The 21,924-nt window shown below is 61.7% G+C and carries 19 protein-coding genes; 8 read left to right on the top strand and 11 right to left on the bottom strand.

The features are described from left to right. Nucleotides 1-55 precede the first annotated feature (55 nt). From BT108_RS07410 to purL, 3 genes are all read right to left on the bottom strand, one after another. Entirely contained in the window at nucleotides 56-2,137 is a 2,082-nt protein-coding gene (locus BT108_RS07410; protein ID WP_255369652.1) for a M1 family metallopeptidase, read from the bottom strand. After that, a complete protein-coding gene (locus tag BT108_RS07405) occupies nucleotides 2,134-3,279 on the bottom strand; it encodes a ChaN family lipoprotein (RefSeq protein WP_072293947.1) in 1,146 nt (381 codons plus the stop codon). Before BT108_RS07405 ends, BT108_RS07410 begins: the two co-directional genes overlap by 4 nt. Before the next feature lie 141 nt (nucleotides 3,280-3,420). Next, nucleotides 3,421-7,434, bottom strand: a complete 4,014-nt coding sequence (purL, locus tag BT108_RS07400; protein WP_072293901.1) for a phosphoribosylformylglycinamidine synthase — start codon at nucleotides 7,432-7,434, stop codon at nucleotides 3,421-3,423. A gap of 29 nt (nucleotides 7,435-7,463) precedes the next feature. On the opposite strand from purL, the gene BT108_RS07395 reads away from it, so the two are divergent. Together BT108_RS07395 and BT108_RS07390 are read left to right on the top strand one after the other, a co-directional pair. After that, nucleotides 7,464-9,044 carry an NAD(P)H-hydrate dehydratase gene (locus BT108_RS07395; protein WP_255369651.1) on the top strand — a complete coding sequence of 527 codons (1,581 nt, stop codon included), beginning with the start codon at nucleotides 7,464-7,466 and terminating at the stop codon, nucleotides 9,042-9,044. A gap of 154 nt (nucleotides 9,045-9,198) precedes the next feature. Then, nucleotides 9,199-9,801: a peroxiredoxin gene (locus BT108_RS07390; protein WP_072293900.1), complete on the top strand. Its 603-nt coding sequence runs from the start codon at nucleotides 9,199-9,201 to the stop codon at nucleotides 9,799-9,801. A gap of 100 nt (nucleotides 9,802-9,901) precedes the next feature. Here BT108_RS07390 and BT108_RS13535 read toward each other — a convergent pair whose 3' ends face one another. The 8 genes from BT108_RS13535 to hemP all read right to left on the bottom strand — a co-directional run bounded on the left by BT108_RS13535 (nucleotide 9,902) and on the right by hemP (nucleotide 14,052). Beyond that, a complete protein-coding gene (locus BT108_RS13535; protein WP_143142440.1) occupies nucleotides 9,902-10,123 on the bottom strand; it encodes a hypothetical protein in 222 nt (73 codons plus the stop codon). Next, nucleotides 10,092-10,337 carry a hypothetical protein gene (locus BT108_RS07385; protein ID WP_072293899.1) on the bottom strand — a complete coding sequence of 82 codons (246 nt, stop codon included), beginning with the start codon at nucleotides 10,335-10,337 and terminating at the stop codon, nucleotides 10,092-10,094. Before BT108_RS07385 ends, BT108_RS13535 begins: the two co-directional genes overlap by 32 nt. Before the next feature lie 135 nt (nucleotides 10,338-10,472). After that, a complete protein-coding gene (locus tag BT108_RS07380; protein ID WP_072293898.1) occupies nucleotides 10,473-10,958 on the bottom strand; it encodes a hypothetical protein in 486 nt (161 codons plus the stop codon). Then, the gene (locus tag BT108_RS07375; RefSeq protein ID WP_255369650.1) at nucleotides 10,955-11,614 is read right to left on the bottom strand and encodes an acyl-homoserine-lactone synthase; all 660 of its coding nucleotides are present in this window, start codon (nucleotides 11,612-11,614) and stop codon (nucleotides 10,955-10,957) included. Before BT108_RS07375 ends, BT108_RS07380 begins: the two co-directional genes overlap by 4 nt. 408 nt (nucleotides 11,615-12,022) lie before the next feature. Beyond that, complete coding sequence (locus BT108_RS07370) at nucleotides 12,023-13,057, bottom strand: multicopper oxidase domain-containing protein (RefSeq protein WP_083566291.1); 1,035 nt, start codon at nucleotides 13,055-13,057, stop codon at nucleotides 12,023-12,025. Between the two features lie 80 nt (nucleotides 13,058-13,137). Further along, a complete protein-coding gene (gene bfr, locus BT108_RS07365; protein WP_072293897.1) occupies nucleotides 13,138-13,602 on the bottom strand; it encodes a bacterioferritin in 465 nt (154 codons plus the stop codon). Nucleotides 13,603-13,644: 42 nt separating this feature from the next. After that, entirely contained in the window at nucleotides 13,645-13,839 is a 195-nt protein-coding gene (locus tag BT108_RS07360) for a (2Fe-2S)-binding protein (RefSeq protein ID WP_072293896.1), read from the bottom strand. A gap of 27 nt (nucleotides 13,840-13,866) precedes the next feature. Then, entirely contained in the window at nucleotides 13,867-14,052 is a 186-nt protein-coding gene (gene hemP / locus BT108_RS07355) for a hemin uptake protein HemP (RefSeq protein WP_083566289.1), read from the bottom strand. Nucleotides 14,053-14,444: 392 nt separating this feature from the next. Between hemP and BT108_RS07350 the strand changes: the two genes are divergently transcribed. The 6 genes from BT108_RS07350 to BT108_RS07325 all read left to right on the top strand — a co-directional run bounded on the left by BT108_RS07350 (nucleotide 14,445) and on the right by BT108_RS07325 (nucleotide 21,878). After that, nucleotides 14,445-15,227, top strand: a complete 783-nt coding sequence (locus BT108_RS07350) for an ABC transporter permease (RefSeq protein WP_072293895.1) — start codon at nucleotides 14,445-14,447, stop codon at nucleotides 15,225-15,227. Between the two features lie 7 nt (nucleotides 15,228-15,234). Further along, nucleotides 15,235-16,047, top strand: a complete 813-nt coding sequence (locus tag BT108_RS07345) for an ABC transporter ATP-binding protein (RefSeq protein WP_072293894.1) — start codon at nucleotides 15,235-15,237, stop codon at nucleotides 16,045-16,047. A gap of 1,043 nt (nucleotides 16,048-17,090) precedes the next feature. Beyond that, entirely contained in the window at nucleotides 17,091-19,277 is a 2,187-nt protein-coding gene (locus tag BT108_RS07340) for a glycosyltransferase (RefSeq protein ID WP_218184842.1), read from the top strand. A 133-nt stretch (nucleotides 19,278-19,410) separates the two neighbouring features. Continuing rightward, nucleotides 19,411-20,220: a TylF/MycF/NovP-related O-methyltransferase gene (locus BT108_RS07335; RefSeq protein ID WP_072293892.1), complete on the top strand. Its 810-nt coding sequence runs from the start codon at nucleotides 19,411-19,413 to the stop codon at nucleotides 20,218-20,220. A 126-nt stretch (nucleotides 20,221-20,346) separates the two neighbouring features. Next, nucleotides 20,347-21,258: an FkbM family methyltransferase gene (locus tag BT108_RS07330; protein ID WP_072293891.1), complete on the top strand. Its 912-nt coding sequence runs from the start codon at nucleotides 20,347-20,349 to the stop codon at nucleotides 21,256-21,258. 152 nt (nucleotides 21,259-21,410) lie between these two features. Further along, nucleotides 21,411-21,878, top strand: coding sequence for a hypothetical protein (locus tag BT108_RS07325; RefSeq protein ID WP_143142439.1), 468 nt, complete (start codon nucleotides 21,411-21,413; stop codon nucleotides 21,876-21,878). Nucleotides 21,879-21,924: the final 46 nt, after the last annotated feature.

Genomic DNA, 21,924 nt, shown 5'->3' with positions numbered 1-21,924 from the left:
GTACGAGGAAAACGAGCATGCACGGGAACGTCGCGCCCCGATCCGTCATCCGATCTCAATCCAGCGTCACCGACTGCACCCGCGTGGGCCACGCCCCCCGCTCCGTCGCCTTGGCATTTTCGAAGACGACGTAGCTCTGACGGCCGTAGTGCGGCAGCGGACGCGCCAGCGCCTCCAGGGCAGCCGCATCCCGTGCCGACACCACCGCCAGCATTCCGCCGTCGGGACGGCTCGCGGTCCAGGCCTGTGCCGATCCCTTGCCGCGCACGACCTCCGGACGACCCGGCAGGCCGTGCCTGGCCAGCCACGCATCCACCTGGGCTTCCAGCCCGATGGCCAGAACCGGTGCGGAGGGCAGCGCATCGGCCGCCTCACCCGGCCGCGACGGCCGATGCTGCAGCTTCGCCGCCAGCGTTTCGGCGGCGGCACGCGCTGCGCCGCCCTCCGGCAGCAGGAGGGTGACGGTGTTTCGGTCCACCATGACCTGGCGCAGGATGGGGGGCGCCTCGCCCGGCATGAGTCGCCGGAACAATCGCAGATCCGGATCGAGCGCCACCTCGCCGGGCCGGGCGCCGACAGCGAGCGTAAAGGTCTGACGTCCCTGCTCCAGTTCGAGCAGATGCACTTCCTCGCCTTCCGCGGTACGGATCGCGACGGGCACGCGCAGGCGGTATTCGGGCGCGGACTGCTCCAGCGTGAGCGTGACGTGATGCCCGCCATCCGTCTGCGAGCGCGCCGCGTGCGCGATGCGCAGATGGGGAGCGCCCGCGCGCGTGAGCCATTGGTCGAAGAACCCCCCCAGGTCGCGCCCCGACGCCACCTGGAAGCTATGCCGCAGATCGGCCCACGAAGCGATACGGAAACGATGTTCGCTCCAGAACGACCGCAGCGCGAGATCGAACGTATCGCGGCCCAGCAGGTCGCGCAGCATCAGGAACACCATCGCGGCCTTGTTGTAGCCGACGATCTGCGAAGCACCATGGGTACGCGAGGTGAAGGTGGTCAGCGGCGCATCCTGGCCCGGCGCCAGCGCAGCGTAGTCGCGCAGCCAGCCGCGGCGCATCTCGTGGGCGGCCGCGGCGCTCTCGCGCTCCCTGTAGGCGTAGTCCGCCATGAACGTGGTCAGCCCCTCAGACCAGTTGCCCTGGGCATAGTCGGGATACACGCCGTTTCCCCACCAGTTGTGCAGCACTTCGTGGCCAAGCGAGGTGGAACGGATGAACGGCAGCCGCAGCACCTCGATACCAAGGTAGGTGAGCGTGGGCATGCCGAAGCCCGTCGGTGTGGGACTGGACACCACGCTGAACTCGGTGTAGGGGTACTCTCCGATCCACGACTCGTAGAGCTCGATGTAGCCCCTGGCGGAGGCAAGGTAGGAAGTTGCGAGATCGGCGATCCCGGGATGAAAATAGGTGCGCAGGCGAATCGGCTTGCCGCCGATGCCGCGCATGGTGGCAGTCTCGATCCTGTAGGGGCCGGCCATGAGGTCGATGCCGCCGGTTGGCGCCGGAAAATCGAAGCGGGCCCGATACCCTTCGTCCGTGTCCGATTCCTCGGCCAGCCGCCCCGCGACCAGGCCGCGCTGGCCGGCCGGCAGTTCGATGGCAAGGCGATAGCTGGCAAGCTTTCCCGCGATGTAGGGATACCAGCCGCTGGCGTCCGGCAGGAAAGTCCCGTCCGCACCGCTTGCCGGCTGGGCACCCCCCAGCGTCTGGGCATGATCGAGCGAGGTATCGAGCGCCGACAATTCACCACGCCAGTGCACCTCGATGCGTCGCGGCATCTGCGCATTCGCGAAAACGCGCCAGACGCGCATCTCTCCCGTGATCGCCGAGAGGCCCAGCTGCGCCGTGCCGACACGGCCGCGCGTCACCTCGAAACGGCGCCCCAGCACCAGGGACAATTCTTCCGATGTATTCACCGTGATGACGCTGCGCCCCTCCAGCGTGCGCGCCACCGGATCGATGCGTACGGTCATGTCGTACCCGATCTGCGCCTGCTCCGGGACCGGGACCGTAGCCTCCGCTGCGCAAGCCGCCACGGACACGCAGGCAAGAGCGAAGACCGGTACCAGAAGCAGGATGCCGCCGCGGCTGCCCGGCTGGAAAGCGCCGATGCGGTCCATGAGCCGGTTCACCGCGGCAGCGCCGGAAACTTGGCCACGGCTTCGACGTTGTCGCCACCGCCACGCTTCAGCTTGAGTGGCAGCCAGGTGCCGGGCGCCTGGCGCCTGACGATCTCCGCGATATCGTCGCCAGGGCCGATCGCAACGCCCGCGGCCTCCAGGATGACGTCGCCGTCGCGCACGCCGGCCGCCTCCGCGATGCTGCCCTTCTCGACCTGCAGGACGCGTGCGCCTCCCTGCACCAACTCGAAGCGTATGCCCAGACGCTGCCGCGGCGGGCCGGGTGGAACGGACGAAGGCGGGGCCACGCCGAATACCGCATCCGCCAGCCCGACCACGACCTGCCCGCAATCGGCGCCGCTGTTCCACGGCAGCAGCGCACCGACATCGGGCACGCCCAGATCCCGCAACTGGTGGGCCACGCCGTAACCGTGCCGGATATGCCCCGACCCCATGACGCCGACCACCAGGGGGCGGTTCGGCTGCGCCAGCGCCGCGTGCAGGGCCTGCGCCATGGCCCGGTCCCAAAGCTGCTGGGTTCCCACGAAACGACGGAAATCGGGATCGTCGCGGGTGGCGTCGAGCCGCTTCTTGCCATCTCGCACATGCTCCCGGTAGAACGGCAACAGGTAATCGAGATAGGCCGGACCGGGTGCGGCGGGCGGCGTCACGCCCTCGCGCTCGGCCTCGGGAATGGCGTCGAATCCCTTCTGCGAGACGGCCCGTCGCAGGCGGGTGTCGATATTGAGTGCCACCATGGGGATGCGATTCATGCGCGCGAAATGAAACAGCGGGAGATACAGGGTGGCATCCGTGCTCCAGACGACCCCCCAGTCCACCGCATCGAGGAACTGCGATTCGGACAACTCGCCCGCCACCCAGCGGTCGAGGACCGGCTGCACCCTGCGCGGGAACATCTCGAAGCCGATGACCATGTCGGGCCGCAGCGCATACAGCGCGGCCAGCGTCTGCAGCTGCCAGCGATGATGCTCCGGGTTGTCGTGCGTCTCGCCCAGCAGCAGCACCGCATTCCTCGCGGCCCGGGTGAAGACGTCGCGCCCCGCGACCTCCGCCGCGCCGGGAACGACCCAGCTTCCCACGGGGACGCAGGCCGTCCCCTCCGCCGCCCTGGCCGGAGCCGCCCCCGCGGGCATGGCAGCAAGCCATGCCGACAAAAATAGCACGCGGCCGGACGCACACGGCCGGATGCATCGGAATATGATGTGCTCAAACAGCATCAAGCGGATTCCTCCTGCGGTCTATCTCATCCATACTACCCTGATTGCCCCGTTTCGTCACCCCACCCATCTGCGCACGTTGCCGAACATGCGCATCCAGGGCGCGTCCCCGTCCCAGCCGGGCTGCCATGAATACTGCACCGCCCGGAAACCGCGCTCCGGATGCGGCATCAGGATGCTGAAACGCCCGTCCGGCGTGGTCATCCCGGCAATGCCGCACGGCGAGCCGCTGGGATTGTACGGGTACGTCTCGGTGGGCGCCCCCCGGTTGTCGACGAAACGCAGCGCGACCAGAGAAGCTGCCGCTTCTGCATGCCCCGTCCCGGCAAATTCGGCACGACCCTCTCCATGCGCCACCACCACCGGCAGCCGGCTGCCCCCCATGCCATCGAAGAACAGCGAAGGACCGTCCGGGATCTCGACCATCACGAGTCGCGCCTCGAACTGCTCCGAACGGTTGCGCACGAAGCGTGGCCAGTGCTGCGCACCGGGAATAATCTCTCGCAGTGCGCTCATCATCTGGCAGCCGTTGCAGACGCCCAGCGCGAAGGTATCGGAACGGTGGAAGAATGCCTCGAACGCGTCGCGCACGCGGGGATTGCACAGGATGGCACCGGCCCAACCCCTGCCAGCACCCAGCACGTCGCCATACGAGAATCCGCCACAGGCGGCGAACCCCCTGTAGTCCGCGAGCGAAACGCGCCCCGAGGCGATGTCGCTCATGTGCACGTCGATCGCCGCGAATCCTGCCCGGTCGAAGGCGGCGGCCATCTCCACGTGGCCGTTCACGCCCTGCTCGCGCAGGATCGCGATCCTCGGCCGGCAGCTGCCGTGCACGAACGGGGCGGCCACGTCCTCGTCCGGGGAAAAGCTCAGCTTTGCATGCAATCCGGGGTCGCCAGCGTCGAGGATGCGATCGTATTCCTGGCGCGCGCACTCCGGATCATCGCGTAGCGCCTGCATCGCATGGGTGGTCGCCGACCAGGCGCGGTGCAGGTCGACGCGCTTTTCCGCCAGCACCGTCCTGTTGTTGCGCAAGAACCGGATGTCGTCCCGGCCATTGGGCGTTCCGATGACGAAGCACGCCTGACTCAAACTCGCTTCCGACAGGATGGCCATCACCTCCTGACGCTGTTCCGAGCGGATCTGGATCACCGCTCCGGCCTCTTCGCTGAACAGCGCTGCCAGGATGCGCTCCCTGAATCTCCCATTCATGACTTCGGGGCGCAACTCGTAACCGTCGATGTCGCTGGCGGCGGCATCGAAGCACAGCTGGTCGAGATTGATGGCGAGGCCGGCTCGCCCGGCGAAGGCCATTTCGCACAGTGTGACGAACAGGCCGCCATCCGAGCGATCGTGGTAGGCGAGAATCCTGCCCTCCCGGTTCAGGCGCTGTATCGCCGCGAAGAACGCCTTGAGCCTTTCCGCACCCTCCTGCCCGGCCAAATCCGGCGCTTCGCTGCCCATCTGGCCATGTACCTGGGCCAGTGCTGATCCACCGAGGCGGTTCCTGCCCTCCCCGAGATCGATCAGGATGAGCTCGGTTTCACCGCAATCCAGGCGCAGCTGCGGGGTGAGCGTCCTCCGCGCGTCGGTTACCCGCGCGAAGGCCGAAACGACCAGAGTGAGGGGCGCGATCACTTCCTTCCTGACCTTCCCGCCGTCCCCCCCGGGTTCTTCCCATACGGTTTTCATCGACATGGAATCCTTGCCCACGGGAATGCTGATGCCCAGCCGCGGACAGAACTCCATGCCTACCGCGTGGACCGCGTCGAACAGCACGGCATCCTCGCCGGGATGCCCGGCGGCGGCCATCCAGTTGGCCGAAAGCTTGATCTCGGCAATATGCTCGATCGGCGCGGCCGCGAGATTGGTGATCGCCTCCGCCACCGCCATGCGCGCCGCAGCGGCAGCGTCGATCAGCGCGAGCGGCGCCCGCTCGCCCACGGCGCAAGCCTCGCCCCGGCAGGTCCGGTAACCCATCAGCGTCACGGCGACGTCCGCCACCGGCACCTGCCACGGCCCCACCATCTGGTCGCGCGCGGTCATGCCGCCGACGCTGCGATCCCCGATAGTGATGAGAAACGTCTTGTCGGCCACCGCCGGCAGCTGCAACACCCGGTAGGCCGCCTCGCGCAGCTCCAGCGCGGAGACATCGAAGGACGCCGGCGCGCATCCCCGGTGCGCCGCCTCGCGCACCATCCTCGGCGGCTTGCCCAGCAACGCCGGAAGATCCATATCGACCGGACGGCTGTCGAACGCGGCGTCGGTCACGACCAGCTGCGGCTGCGCCGTCGCCGTGCCCACCACCGCGAAGGGGCAACGCTCGCGCTCGCAGATCGCCCGGAACAAGGCCAGCGATCCGGGCTGGAGCGCGAGCACGTACCGCTCCTGCGCCTCGTTGCTCCAGATCTGCATGGGCGACATGCCCGGCTCCTCCGAGGGAATGTCCCGCAGATCGAGGCGTCCTCCGCGCCCCGCGCCATGCAACAGTTCGGGCAGCGCGTTCGAGAGCCCGCCGGCGCCCACGTCATGGATCGACAGGATGGGATTGGCTACGCCCTGCCGCTCCATCTGACAGCAACGGTCGATGACCTCCTGCGCGCGGCGCTCCATTTCCGCATTGCCCCGCTGCACCGAGTCGAAATCCAGCTGCTCCGCATTGGCGCCGGTGTCCATGCTGGAGGCTGCTCCCCCCCCCAGGCCGATCAGCATGCCCGGTCCACCGAGCTGGACCACGGGCGCCCCATCCGGAAACGCCTCCTTGAACGCGTGCCGCGCAGCGACATGGCCCATGCCGCCGGCGAGCATGACGGGCTTGTGATAGCCGCGCATCTCCCCCGCGACCCGCGCCTCGTAGGTACGGAAATACCCTGCCAGGTTGGGGCGGCCGAACTCATTGCCGAATGCCGCGCTGCCAATAGGCCCCTCGAGCATGATCTCCAGGGCGGATGCGATGCGCGACGGCCTGCCGTACGCCTGGCTGCCGTCCGGCTGCGGACACGCCTCCCAGGGCTGGGCAAGATCCGGGATGCGCAGATGGGATACCGAGAAACCGCTCAGGCCCGACCTTGGCTGCCCTCCCCGCCCGGTCGCGCCCTCGTCGCGGATTTCTCCACCCACGCCGGTGGCGGCGCCGGGATAGGGAGAGATGGCGGTGGGATGATTGTGCGTTTCCACCTTCAGCAGAAGGTGCGTCGATTCTTCCGCATAGCCGTAGACGCTGCCCGGGCCGGGATAGAAGCGCTCCACCGCGCCTCCCTCGATGATGGCGGCATTGTCCGCGTACGCCACCACCGTCCCCCCGGGATGCTGCCGGTGGGTGTTGCGTATCATCGAAAACAGGGACGGCTTGCCGGACACGCCATCCACCACCCAGTCGGCATTGAAGATCTTGTGGCGGCAGTGCTCAGAATTCGCCTGCGCGAACATCATCAGCTCCACGTCGGTGGGATCGCGCCCGATGCGCAGGAAGTAGGCGGCAAAATAATCGATCTCCTCCTGCGACAGCGCAAGCCCCATGCCTTCATTGGCACGCCGCAGCGCGTCAATCCCGCCGCCCAGCAGATCCACCGTTGCGAACGACGCGGGCTCGACGTGACTGAAAAGCCTGTGTGCATCATCGAATGTATCGAATACCGCCTCGGTCATGCGGTCATGGATCAATCCGATCAGCATCTGTCTCTCCATGGGCGAGAGTTTGCGCTCGCGGCTCCGCACATGGAACGCCACGCCGCGCTCCAGCCGCGCCACCGCCTCCAGCCCGCATCGATGGGCGATGTCGGTGGCCTTGGACGACCATGGAGAGACGGTACCGGGACGAGGCAGCACCAGCAGCAGCTCGTCCGCTTCCCGCTCCGCGGCGCCATTTCCGCCGCCTTCGTCCAGGGTGGATTCCAGCAGATGCTCGAGTGTCGCGATCCGATCCGCGTCGAGGCTCCGGCGAAGCGTGCAAAAATGCCAATGCCGCGCGCAAATGTGGGAAACTTGGGGGGCGGCGGCTTCGAGTACACGGGTCAGTTTTTCCAGCCGGAACGGGGAAAGTGCGCTGCCGCCACGAAATCGAAGCATCCGTCAGGGTCATCCGATCAATTGAAGACGTGATTCTACACGAGAAGACCGACGCTCCACAGGCGCCCGGGAAGCCATATCGGGCGGCGGACGGCGAAAGCATCCCCATCTACGCCACGGAGGCGATACGCGAAATCGAGGCGCTTGCGGCGGCCCTGCCGGAGTCCCCCGCCCTGATGGAGCGTGCCGGCCTGGCGGCGGCAGCGCTGGCACGCGACCGGCTGCTGAAAGGAAACAAGGGAAGAGTGCTGGTCCTGGCCGGACCAGGCAACAATGGCGGGGATGCCTTCGTGGTCGCGCGCCATCTGCGTGAATTCTGGTACAAGGTGACGCTGGTGTTCACCGGCAGGCGGGATGCGCTCTCCGCGGACGCACAGCGCATGCTGGATGCCTGGCGCGCCGCAGGTGGCGAAATACTCGCCGAGATACCGAGGAACGAGGACTGGGACGGCATAGTGGACGGCCTGTTCGGGATCGGCCTGGACAGCAGCGCACACCGGGGCCTGGAGGGCCGGTACGCCACCTTGGTCGACACCGTCAACCGCCTGCGCCTGCCCGTGCTCGCACTCGATGTCCCCAGCGGCCTCGGCAGCGACACCGGCCAGGTACGCGGTACGGCGATTCGCGCCTCCCTCACGGCCACTTTCATCGGCCTCAAGGCCGGCTTGCTGACGCACGAGGGTCCCGGACACTGCGGGGAGATCTTCGTGTGCGATCTCGGACTGGACGCGCGTGCGCTGAAAGAGCCGGAATCCTGGCTGCTGAACCAGGCACGGGCGAAGCGACTGCTGCCTCCTCGGCGTCCAGCCGACAGCCACAAGGGTACCTTCGGCAGTGTCGGCATCGTCGGTGGAGCACCGGGCATGCGGGGCGCAGCGATCCTGGCGGGAACCGCCGCCTTGAAACTGGGTGCGGGTCGCGTGCACCTCGGCCTGGTCGGAAACCCGGTACCCGGGATCGACACGATGCAGCCCGAACTGATGCTGCGTACCGTGCATGAGCTGTTCAAACTCGATTCTCTGAGCTGCCTGGTCGTCGGGCCGGGCCTGGGAATGGGGGCTGATGCCGACTTCTGGCTGCGCTGCGCCCTGGAATCCTCCCTGCCCCTGATCCTGGACGCCGATGCGCTGAATCTGGTGGCCGCCCGTTCCGGTCTCGCCCGCCTGCTGCGGGAACGCGCCGCCGCCTCCATCCTGACGCCTCACCCTGCCGAGGCCGCCCGACTGCTGGACACCAGCACCGCGGCCGTCCAGAACGACCGCATGACTGCTGTCAGGACCCTGGCGCAGCGCTTTCGCTGCCATGCGGTACTGAAGGGTGCCGGCAGCGTCTGCGCGGCGCCGGATGGTAAGCGCCATGTCAATGCCAGCGGCAACCCCGGGCTGAGCACCGCCGGAACCGGCGACGTACTGTCCGGCATCATGGGCGCCCTCCTGGCGCAGGGATTGGATGCGGAAGGCGCCATGCTTCTGGCGGTATACCTGCACGGTGCCGCGGCGGATATGCTGCGGACGCGTCAGGGCGGCCCGGTGGGCCTCACCGCATCGGAAATCATCGATGCCGCGCGTACCCTGCTCAACCGGTGGACCTACGATGATCGATCCGCCTAGCGAACTGCGTGCCGCCGGATGAAACCGGCCCGGCCGGACGCGCTGGCCGGCAGGCAGTTTATTTGTTCCCCGCAATGTGCGACACTGTGCGTATAGAATACTTCTTGCGCATGAAGCATTGAACTCATTCCGATCCTAGAGGAGATCCGCCATCATGACCGTACTCGTGACCCGACCCGCGCCCGACTTCACCAAACCCGCCGTTCTGCCGAACGGCAGCTTCAACGATGCCTACAATCTCCGCAGCGAGATCGCCGGCAAGTATGCCGTGCTGTTCTTCTACCCGCTGGACTTCACCTTCGTCTGCCCTTCGGAGATCATCGCCCACTCCAACCGCGCGGAAGAGTTCCGCAAGCGCAACGTGGAAGTGATCGGCATCTCGGTGGATTCGCAGTTCACTCACTACGCCTGGCGCAACACCTCCGTGGACAAGGGCGGCATCGGCCCGGTCGGCATCACCCTGGTTGCCGACGTGGGAGGCGAGATCATGCACGCCTACGGCGTCGCCCACCCTGATCGGGTTGCCCTGCGCGCCACCTTCCTGATCGACAAGGATGGAATCGTGCGCCATCAGGTAGTCAACGACCTGCCGCTGGGCCGCGACGTGGACGAGACGCTGCGCATAGTGGATGCGCTGCAATTCCATGAAAGCCACGGCGATGTCTGTCCCGCTGGCTGGAAGGCCGGGGATGCAGGCATGAAGGCTTCCCCCGAAGGCGTTGCAGAATACCTGAGCTCGCACGCCGAAGCACTATAGCGGCGAACCGGATCGGCTCGCCCGGGCATCGGGCGGGCCGCCGCCAGGAAACCGGATGCCTCAGCAGCCCGGAAACGGGGAATAAAGGGAAAGGCGCCGGCTACTCGCTGAACCACGCATGGGAATGGGCCACATCGCCCAACTGCCGCATCAGGTCCGCCTCCATCTCATCCGTATATTCGTCTGCGATCTCACCGGATTCGTAGTGCAGCATGAGTGCGTGCAGCACGTTCACCTGCTGCTTCGCCTCGGCAGCCTCTCCCAACTCCTCGACCCGGCCTGGAAGCAGCCTAGCCGAAGCGCTTTTTTCGAATTCTGACAAGGGGTGCAGCCTGCGGATTCTCTCCCGCGCTCCTGCGGGAAAGACCGGCGGTACCGGGCAGATGGAGGGTTTTATCGCGGCGCTCGTCCGCGGGAATGCGGTGGACGGCAACGGAGCTTGCGGCAGCCTGCACCTGCGCAGATCGCCGCTCCGGCGGCGGGGGATCGGCCTGGCCCGCGGATGGCGCGGGTGCCTGGAGCAACTCGGGTTTCATGTCACCTCCTGCGGGATCGCACAACACGGTGCGTCCAGACTAGCCACCGCAGATGGCATTTCGATGAAGAAACCGTGAAGGTTACGCTGACGGTCAGCCGGGCGGCGGAAACCGTCGTCCCTTCAACCCCGGCCGCTAGCCTTGCTTCTTTGAAACTCCCGCCATATTCCACGTCGAACTGGAATACTCGAATGTGACGGGCTCCAGCGGGGCGCGCTCGCAACCGTCGCGCATCAACGCAGCCGTTTCACCCAGGGCGATCTCCTGGAGACGGCAGCGCATGCTCAACATCCCGCTACTCGACTCGAAGATGCCGCATGTGCGCGGGATCTCCCCGTCGCCCTCGCGGCCGCCGGGCATCAACTGAGACCCGACATCATTCAACACCGTGACGGGAAGATGGGGACGCCTCCGCCGCGCCTCGCGGATCCACTGCAGCAGGCTGGCCTGCTGGGCACAACCATAAACATTGCCGTCGACCAGCACCATGTCGCAATTTTCCAGATCGGGATCGGAGCAATCCTCCAGCGATCTGTACGCCAGCCTGTGTCTGGATTTCCTGAGCAGCAACTGCAGGACATGCAGTCCGTTGCGCCTCTCTCCCACCATCAGGATATTCACGCAGCCTTCCTTTGTGGACGACCGGCCCTCCCTCCAAACAACGCGAGCTCGGTCACGGCGTCGATCTCGATATAGCAGGCTACGGTCATCACACGCCCGATCCTGATCGGCGCACCCAGCCGGGAGACATTGACGCCGAGCTTGCGTATCAATCTCTCCACGGCCACGGTGGCCACCGTCACGTATCGCTTGATTCCATAGTCCCTGGCAAAGAAAAACAGAATCCGCATCATCTCCACGGGAATGGCGCTGAACCCGAATCCCGCGCTTTCATGCCTGGGCAGCAGCACGGCAAACCGGCTCAGCTCCCACACGTCGGCCCGGCTGGGCGCCGGCTGCCCGTGCAGCAATTGTGGAAAGACGTCGCGCAGCATGTTGGGTCCCGTGGTGGGGAGCAGCCTCCAGCAGCCCATCACTCCATCCTCGGCGTCCTTCGCCAGCATATAGACCGGATCGGCATGGTCGAACTCGTCGCGCTCCATGCCATTGTCGACGGTCACCTCCCATCCCAGCCGATCATGGAAAATGTCATGCCGCAATCGATACATCGCCATGATCTCCTGCCGCTCCAGCAGGCCGTTCCCGTACCGGGCAAGTATGATTTGCATCGTCATCTCTCGCAGGGCGAAATTCCTGTCGATGTTCCCGACCCTCATTCTCCGATGCGGAAATGGATTTGGCAAACCCATTTTCGGTGATCGCCCAGGGCTGCCGATGGCATCGGACTGCCTTCCCTTCCGGACTCGCTCGCCAGCGGCTCCAATCCATTCCTCACGCGGAATACGGCTTCGGCGGAGTGGACGGCCGGACGCCACCCCGACATTGCCGCTCCCGGGATGACGCCCTCTCTCGCTTGAGCCGATGCCGGGATTTGAGCCGATGCCGGGATTCCAGGCGGGGTGCCTGCCCCCGATGACCACCCTATGAGACAACGGAACGGGAATTCAGAATAGCTGTAGGATCTTACAGGAGCGCATGCGGCATCGTGGCGCGCCTCCTTGCATGATTGCCTTCGGAAAGCCCCCCCGGGCGGGTCGGTGCCGGATGAGCAAGATGCCCAGGCTTCAGGGCCGGACGTACCAGCGCGTGGACATGCCTGCCATCATGTGATCGTCCACATGGCAGTGGAAGAGCCAGTCGCCCGCGGAACGCGGGGCCATGTCCACCGAGATCATGCTGGCCGGCAGCACCTCCACCACGTCGGTGCGGTGGCCCCGAACGAGCACGGTCTGCCCGTGCCAATGCACCGTATGATTGTCGGTCTCGTTGCCAAGCGCGACGATATGCCAGCGCACACGCTGGCCGATGCGTGTTTCATAGCCTTCCAGATTGCCGAAAATCCGGCCGTTGATGGCGTGCTTCATTCCACCCTCGTTGCCCTCTTCCTCGTTGAAGATCATGTAGAGGGCGGTGAACTCCTGGTCCACATCCCGGGGCGCAGGATTCGAGTCGGAGTGCGCCATTCCTCCGCGCGTCACCAGAATCGTGCCGACGAGGCCGAGGTTCGCTTCCTCCTCTTCCATCACGTGGGAATGGTACAGCCATGCAATGGATGAAGGGTCTGCCGGGCCGGGACCGGCATCCTCGTCTACGATCCAGGTATAGGTGTGGGCCTTTCCAGGGGGCACGGCCGCGCCCGCGGCGTCTCCATCGGCACCCTCGTTGTCCTTGCTGTAGAACACGCCATGCGGATGAATCGACAGCGGCCTGTCCGTCCGGTTCAGGAAGTGTACCTTGAGCGTATCGCCCACCACGGCGCGCAACTGGGGACCGAGGATGCCCATCCATTCGGGCTGCGGCAGGGGCTTGGCGTAGCTGCCGTCGGCATACCCGACATAGCGGTACTTGGTGTACGACAGCGTTTCGCCCCACACGCCGAGACCCGCCTCCGGCCTGATCCGGTTCTGCCCCGAAGGCGCATAGTTCCATGCCGCCTTTTCCGCCGCGATCCAGTATTCGCGTACCGCCGCCTGCGCCGGAAGTACCGCCCAGCAGCCGAGGAAGAACACGACCAGCGCCGCAAACCGGCCTCCTGCATGGCGCGCCGCCCTAACGGAGTCGGCCGGACAGCCGTCACGGCGCTGATGGTGATCGATCATGGATGGCTTCACTGGACGAAACGGCGCCTCGGGGCGCGGCCGTTCCGTCGGCCGCAAAGGCCGGCGGAACGGCGATGCGGTTACATCTGGCTCTGCAGCCAGTTCTGGATCCCCACCTTCTGTATCACGTCCAACTGGGTTTCCAGGTAGTCGATATGCTCCTCGGTATCTTCCAGGATTTCCTGGAAGAGCTCCCGGGATACGTAATCCTTCGCGCCCTCGCACGCAGAAATGGCGGAGATCAGCGTCTCCCGGGAAATTGTCTCGAGCTGGAGATCGCAGGCCACGCATTCCTCCGCCTTCTCGCCGATCAGAAGCTTGCCCAGCTCCTGCAGGTTCGGCAGGCCCTCCAGGAACAGAATCCGCTCGATCAGGAGGTCCGCATGCTTCATCTCCTCGATGGATTCGTCATACTCATGCTTGCCCAACTGGTTGAATCCCCAGTTCTTGTACATGCGTGCATGGAGAAAATACTGATTGATGGCCGTCAGTTCGTGCTGCAACTGGCGATTCAACCATTGAATGATGTCTGCACTGCTTTTCATGCTTTGCCTCCTCAGGTGAGATCTCGCACGCGGCGAGTGGGTTTATGAGGACTGGTATTGCACCATGGTCCTCTGCATCAGTGCCTGCTCCAGCACCTCCTTGGCATGACAAGCGCATACCCCGCATTGCTCGCTGACGCCCAAGGTAGCCTTCAGATCCCGCATCCGGTCGGCACCCTTGTGGACAGCCTCGCGAATTGCATTGTCGGTTACACCCTTGCAGACACAAATATACATGATAAGCGTGTTATATCTGGTAGTCCATTACTTGGTCAGGATCAATTTCCCGTTGCGGGTACGGCGCAAACGGTATTGCTCCCCCTGATGCTGAATAAATACCTCGTCCCCGTGACGAAAAAGGGTATCGCTGTAAATCTGCTCATTCTGCCTCATCATGGCAAAATTTCTTTTATTAACATCCACTTCCGGAACCACGCCCGACTCTTCCATCTCGCACTCCTTCCGCGACCATTAATGAGAATGATTCGTAATTATATTCGCTTCCGGAGGAAATGCAATACCTTCAAAAATATTTCTGCAATCCGCAGATCCGGGATCGAGCGGCGATGAATACCTCGCCGGCTCCGGACAAAGCTGTCGGCTTGTCACCTGCTGCATCAGGAAAACATGCGGTTATCTGGTATATTCGAGGCCCTCGAAGCCGCGTCATCCTCCGAAAGATCCGTTGGACTCCCGATCCTCGCGGTATGGCGGGCTCCCACGCAAAGGAAAAATCTGCAAGAATAGCGTAACGCCCGACGAAAACCCGCTCCTGCGTGCGGTTAGAGCCCCATCCCGACACATTCTGGAATACCATCTCCCTTCATGAGATCCGTGTCCGCATGTTCCCGACCGCCCTTCGGGATCTGAGCGCAAGCCTCGCCGCATGGCGGCTGTGGTCCCTGCTGGGCTGGCTGGAAATCCGCCAGCGCTACGCCCGCTCCCAGCTCGGGCCATTCTGGTTGACCATCAGCATGGGCGTGATCGTGGGCACCATCGGCCTGGTGTATGGCACCCTCTTCGGCCAGGATATGGAAAACTATCTGCCGATGCTGGGAATCGGGCTGGTCTTCTGGAGCCTGCTGGTCAGCATCATCAACGAGGGCTGCACCGCCTACATCAGCTCCTCGGGCTACATCCGCCAGACCTCGACACCCAAGCTGCTCTTCATGCTGCAGGTGGGATGGCGCAATATACTCATTTTCATGCATAATTTCCTGATAGTCATCGTACTGCTGACCGTCTTCGGCTCGAAGGACTGGGCGACCTTTCCCCTCTTCATCCCCGGGCTCATGCTCTTCATTCTCAATGCGCTCTGGATGGGGCAGGTGGTCGGCATCATTTCCGCACGCTTCCGGGACCTGCCGCAGATCGTCGCCTCGCTGCTGCAAGTGGCCTTTTACGTCACCCCCATCCTGTTCCCCCCCGGCATGCTCGACCGGCACCGCTGGGTACTGGACTACAATCCATTCGCCTATCTGCTGGATCTGGTGCGCGAACCCCTGATCGGCCATGCGCCCAGTCTCGCGACGTGGATGATCGGCGGCACCATGGCGGCTACGGGATGGCTGCTGGCGCTGGCACTGACGGAGCGCTGCCTCAAGCGCATTCCCTACTGGATATAGGCGCACGATGAGCAGCATACTGCTGGAGAACGTCAGCGTCGACCTGCCGGTTTTCGAGGTCGGCGGACGCTCACTGAAGAAGCGGCTTGCAAGCCTGGGACGCCGCAACCGTATAGCGGAAGGCGACGACGGAGTCGTCGTGGTGCATGCCCTCGACAATCTGAGCCTGTCCCTGGTGGAAGGGGACCGGGTAGGGCTGGTCGGCCATAACGGCGCGGGCAAGAGTACTCTCCTGCGGGTACTGGCAGGCATCTATCCCCCCACATCCGGTGTGATCCACACGAATGGGCGCGTCGTGCCGCTGCTCGACATCAGCCTGGGAATGGACGAACTCTCTACCGGCAGGCAGAATATCCGTCTCCGCGGGCTGCTGCTCGGGATGAAGGATGCCGAGATCCGGCGCAAGACCGAAGAGATCGCGGTATTCACCGAGCTGGGCGACCACCTGGACCTCCCCCTGAGGACCTATTCCAGCGGCATGAGATTGCGGCTGGCGTTCGCGGTTTCGACCGCTGTGGACCCCGATATCCTGCTGCTCGATGAGGTCATCGGCGTAGGCGATGCATCCTTCATGGAGAAGGCGGAGGCGCGCATGCGCGCCCTGCACAGCCGTGCGCAGATCGTGGTGCTCGCCTCGCACAGCCACGAGGTCATCCAGAAGATGTGTAACAAGGTACTCTGGATGGAGCGGGGGCGGATCCGGGCGTTCGGTGAGGCCGACGCCATTACGGCCCAGTACGTCGCCGGAAACACGTCGGGAGCGACACCGCAGGTACAGGCCCAGCCACAGTCTCCCGCTGTTCACCCTGTCAGGACATGACAATTCCTTCGACATCAAGAATTTCGAATGAACAACCCAGTGCCATGATCCCCGATACGCCCGATCGCCATACAGACCAAGGGCCGCCGCGCCATGTCTACGCGATCTTCGAGATGGCGGGCAGGGAGGACGACTACAAGGCATTTTCCTATCTGACGCGCCTGAACGAGTGCCTGGGAGACCAAACGCGGATCGAAGGACGCGTCCTTGGACCGTACCGCGGTCCCCGCCTCGACGGCCATGCCTTGAAAATACGCTCGCTCGCGCCCTGGGCCACCGTGCCTCACAGACAAAGGCTGTCCAGATTCTTCAGGGCGCTACGAAAAAAACTCGGACTTTCCACGACCTATTACTGGTTCTCCAGCCTCGATGTCCATCATCATCGAGCGCTGCGATGGATGCTGACCTGGAACCGTACCGATGCGAAAGCGGTCATCTTTGCCCGGAACATCGATACCGGCGTCCGACTGGTTGAACTGATGTTCCTCTATGCTGGAATCATTCCGGAAGGCATCGTCGTGGTCCTTTTGGACGCCCAGGAATCGAGCGCGGGGAAATTGCACTCCCTGGACCAATGGGGCGTGCGGATCCTGATCGATGGATCGGGCTATGCGCCTTCATCACGGTCATCCTTCCACATCTATCGTACCTTGCACTTTGACTCGATCCATGAAATGCCCCTGCAGCCGCGCAGGGCGTCACACGTGGATTGGAATGAAGAGCTCGCCAGCACCACGCTGACCCAGAAAAACCCGGAGAAAGTTCTGTTCATCCGACCGGACTGGATGAAATGCGGCAGCGCCACCACCTTCGGCAAATTGAGCACCCTTCTTCGCGACAGGGGCGCGATCCTCATCGATGTCGCGCTACAACCATATAAAATACCCTATGATGCGGCGACCGTGGCCATCAAGTTGGCTGAAGTCGAGAATGACATCGGCCCTTCCCTTCATTTCAACCTGCGCCGGGGTTCCCGGATATACGCCCTGCTGGCCATCGCCAGGGGATACCTGCGCGACCTGCCCCGGACCGTTGCGGGCTTCATGCCCATCTTCTACGAACAGTGCGTCGCTCCCTCCATCGTCCGAAAACTGATTGCCAATGCCAACGTCGACTACGTATACGTGAACCACTACTTCTCGCTGCTCGCCGCAAAAAGACTCTGCAACAGCAAACCCCTGTTCCTGGATACCCACGACATCCAATCCCTGAATTTCGTGAGCCACGAATACCACCGTCATACCCGGCTGCGAGCCGCACCTTTCAGTGCCTGTCTGCAGGAAGAACTGCGCATCATCGATCGCGCCGACCGCGTGACCATGGTGAGCCGGGACGAGATCGAACTGGTTCGCCGACACAGGCCTCGTGGAGAATTCTTCTACTACATTCCCATTCCGCCGCCCGTGCCTTTGCAGGCAGTGGAGATGCGGAAGAACGAGGATGAGGCATCGGTCAGACTCCTGATCGTGGCCAGCAGGAATCCGGCCAACGAGCGCAGCCTGTACTGGTTCCTCAACGATATATGGCCCGCCGTGACAGGTACCGGAGCGCACCTCGACATCGTCGGGAGCATATCACTGTCATTTCCTGAGAATACATTCGAGAACGTGCACTTCCTGGGCGTCATCGGAGATATCGCCCAAATCTACCAGCAGGCGGACATCGTGGTACTACCCATCACCAATGGTGGCGGGATTGCCATCAAGACACTGGAAGCCATCCAGCATGGCAAACCTATCGTCGCCACTCGCCATGCGCTGCGGGGCCTGCCGTTGGCCATCACCGAGGTACTGCCCGGCTGGTTGAGCGATGCGGATTTGACGGCCGACCTGACCGAGCTGATCAAGTCCAAAGAAATCCGGCAGCTGCGAGCCAACCAGAGCCACCGTGTTCGGGGTATTCTCGCCTCCATCGGATTCGATGACCAGATGCATATGGAACTGGACAGGATGCGTGCTCTCGGACATAAGATTCCGTTCACGGAAGAAAAGGCACGGGCAAAGCGCTATGTCATCGCAGCTCCATCGAACCCGGGCAGCAAGGGGGACGAGGGCATGATGCGGGGGTGCCTGAACCTGCTGGCAAGCGCAACCGATGTCGTCATACTGACTTTGGAATCATCCCCTCTGTGGAGCGATACCGTACGGACTGAGCAATTCTGCCTGTTCAAAGAACAGACCGGCCCTTATCCTGATTTCTACGGCTCTCTTACCCACAACGACGTATTACTAATCCTCGGGGCAGATGTGATCGATGGTACCTGCGGAACCGACGCAAGCCTGCAGCGCGTGGACCTGATACGGGCGGCCCTGACTGCTGGGGCTGCAGTACATGTCTTCTGCTCCTTCCGCTCCAGCGTCGACCCTGCCATAATCGATCGGCTCCTGCAGATCCCGGAGGCCCGCTTCTATCTGCGCGACCTCCATTCTCTCGAGCGCTTCAAAGCACAAACCCGGTTAAAGGCGGAGTACTTCCCTGATTTCTTCATTTTCTGCGAGAAGACCGAAACAGCCTTATGCCGGAATGTGCGAGAGGCGCTGGTGAATGCGAAACGGCAGGGAAAGACGATCATCGGGCTGAACTTCAGCGAACACGCGTTCCGGTCGTTCTCCGATGTTCATAATTCAAAGAGCCGTGAACGATACGTAGCAGACGTCCTGACCGTACTGGCTCGCTCTGTCGAGAATCCCTGTTTTGTCCTGATGTCGAATGATACCCGGCATTGGAAAAATTTCCCCTCGGACTCTTATTACCAGGAACAGGCACGGCAGTGGCTTCAAAACAGCGGCCATGCATCCAACATCCTTCTTCTGGATCCCATGATCACCTACCCGGAAATACTGAATCTGATTGGAGAATTCGACATAATCGTCAGTGGCCGCATGCATCTGGCGCTGGCCTCCTTCAGAAATCGGGTCACCGCGATATGTTATATGGGAACAGGAAAAGGATATACCAGTGTGGATAAAATGAGAGGAATATTCGATAAATTCCTGGGAGAGCCAACGCTGGTCGTCTCCAGTCTTTCCGGGCTCGAAACGGCGATCGGCCTATTACAAACGCAACATCATTCCCTGAAGGAAAAGCTGAAGAAATCCATGGAGAGAATCGAAAAGGAAAGCCTGGAAAAAAAACAGCATCTCAGAATAACGCTGCAGTTAACGAATCACCATGAGGATTATGTGATTCAAGACCGGAATCACGATTCCATTCATCTCAACCAATTTTAATAAAAAAATACTTCATTTTTCGTAACATAATTCACAGATAAAAGCAGCCGCTTCAATTTATGATGAGGTGGCAAGCGATAAACCGTGAAATGGGAGAGTGGAGAAACTCATGCCAGGATGGACAACTAGATTATTGAATCGACTGGTCATATCAGGACTGGCAAACAATAAACTTGAACGCCTGTATTCCAGTGCGGTAGGAAATCAAATTCTTGACTACAACCTGTTCATGTACCGGACCATGGGCATCCGCAATGCCTACCCCGGCGCTGTGCTCGGCACATCTTTCCCGCTTGGATCCAAGTACGCCGACGCCATCAACGGCTTCGCCATACACCAGATTCATCAGCTGTGCTGTGACCTCCTCGACACGCTTGATAAGGAAGAAGTACAGGGTGCGGTCGTCGAATTCGGGGTTGCATCCGGAAGCTGGCTGGCGGACATTCTTGATCATATGGACCGGAACAATATTTACCGGGAAACGCACGGGTTCGACAGCTTCGAGGGATTGCCGGAACCGGATCGAAAAAATGATGGCGATGGCTGGGAGAAAGGACAGTACTCATATTCGCTGGAACTGGTACGGGAAACTTTGAGGCATTCGGAACGTAAGCATCTGCACTTGCACAAGGGATGGTTCTCCAACAGCTTCAGGACGCCGGAAGCCAGGAATATTGGAAACATAGCCTTTGCCAAGGTTGACTGCGATCTTTATGCTCCCGCCGTTGAATGCCTGGATTTCATCACCGGCCGGCTGAGCGACGGTGCCATCCTGATGTTCGACGACTGGCCCTATGTGGCGACACTCGGGGAAACGAAGGCTTTCATGGAGTGGGTGCCACGCGTTCCTCAGTATCGCTTTGAATTCATCGGGTTCATCAACTGGCGTATTTTTTTCAGAGTCAGATTTTTATCGAAGCCTCATGCACATGAGGCTCCATGATCTTTCGATCGGCCCCCTTGCCTCGCGCCAAGAAATTCCTATCATCCGGCATCAGGTGAATGAAAGAGATCGATACTCGGAGTCATGCAATCCACATAACCAAACTCGGAAACAGGAGTGAGACCCTTGATCAAGAAACATGACCCCCGGCTGTATGATGAGATATCCCATACCCTTCATCGATTCTATGTGCAAGGCGACCGTGGAAATGATCTCGTTATCGCAGATTTGAATAATGTTCGCCTTGATGGGCATCCAGATTACGTTGAGGAAATGCTCTCAAGAAAGGAGCCTCACGACGAAGATTACATCATCTTCCGATCCTTCCAAGACGGGAACGCGGCAATACTGGACGTGGGAGCAAACTGGGGCTATTCCGCGGGATCCATATGGGCAGCAGGCGCTTCCTGTAAAGTCGTATCGTTCGAAGCCATTCCCCTCTATCGCGACTGTCTGGAGAGGATCGCCCGTTTGAAACCTCATCTCTACAACTACGTGATGATGGCCTTATCCAGCAGTACGGACATATTGAGATTCAACGTTCCGGTAGTGAATGGTACCGCGTTGACTGCACTCACCTCAGCATCAGCCAATCCCCATCTTGACTCCCTGGCGCAAAATATACATCACTCCATTATTCGATGGATGCCGAATGTTGATGACGTCACACTGAAAATATGCGAGTTTGAAGTACCGGTACAGACACTGGATGATGTGATTTCCAACTCCCCTGGTCTGATACCCAATCATGGGATACATGCGATCAAGCTGGATGTCGAAGGGCTGGAATATCAAATTCTCAAGGGAGCGATGACGACGTTAAGCTCACACACACCTCTTATCATGACGGAAGGGGGAAACAGGCAAGCAGGCCTGCAAGAACTCATGGTATCCCTTGGATATCTTTACGCGGAGAGAAAGGATGACAAACTGATTCCAGTATCAGGCACAGGAACAAAAATAAACGGTTTCTTTTATCATCGAGATCGGATCGGCGAATATCGGTCCAGGCAAATTCTAGAGTTGGAGCTGTGCTGAAACGCTTGGGCAGAGGACTCAAGTTGCTCATCCTTACATATCCCAGACTGGCCTGGGTTCTAATGAGTCTCGATAGGTTCGTACGTGATCCCTTCTCAATGAAGGGATCCGGCGCCATAAAACCCCACCTTCTCGCATCGCGGACCCCCTGCATGGACTGTCGCAATCCGACGTATGCTCAGCGACAGAGTCTGTTCATCGAGCAATGTATCCCCCAACCGAATCACAATGCAGGCGCAATCACGGTAATTCAGTTCATGGAGCTTTTTCTTCGCGCGGGCTGGGGTGTGACGCTTTGGCCTCAGGATGGCCGCGCCGATATACAAGATGAAGCTTTTCTGAAAAAGAAAGGGATAGATACGCTCTCCTTCAATCATTCACCGCAGGGCTTCAAAGCCTGGTGGCGCGCCAATGCGCATCGATACTCCCATGTGCTGCTCAGCCGGCCCGCCGTGTGTACTGCTTTCCTGCCCATCCTCAGGCGGTATGGAAGCCCGAGAATACTCTTTTACGGGCATGATCTTCACTTTGCCCGTCTTCGATCCGAGGCGGAGTTGACCGGGGCGCCGGAGCTGTCGTGGCTCTCCGAACGCTACAGAAAGATGGAATCGAGAATCTAGGAAAATGTCGATTGCGTCTACTACCCCTCGGTTGAGGAAGTCGCAG

The sequence above is a fragment of the Nitrosovibrio sp. Nv17 genome, assembly GCF_900119085.1.
Classification (GTDB): domain Bacteria; phylum Pseudomonadota; class Gammaproteobacteria; order Burkholderiales; family Nitrosomonadaceae; genus Nitrosospira.
Note: the sequence above shows the minus strand (reverse complement) of the source record. Positions and strands in the feature narration are given on the sequence as shown.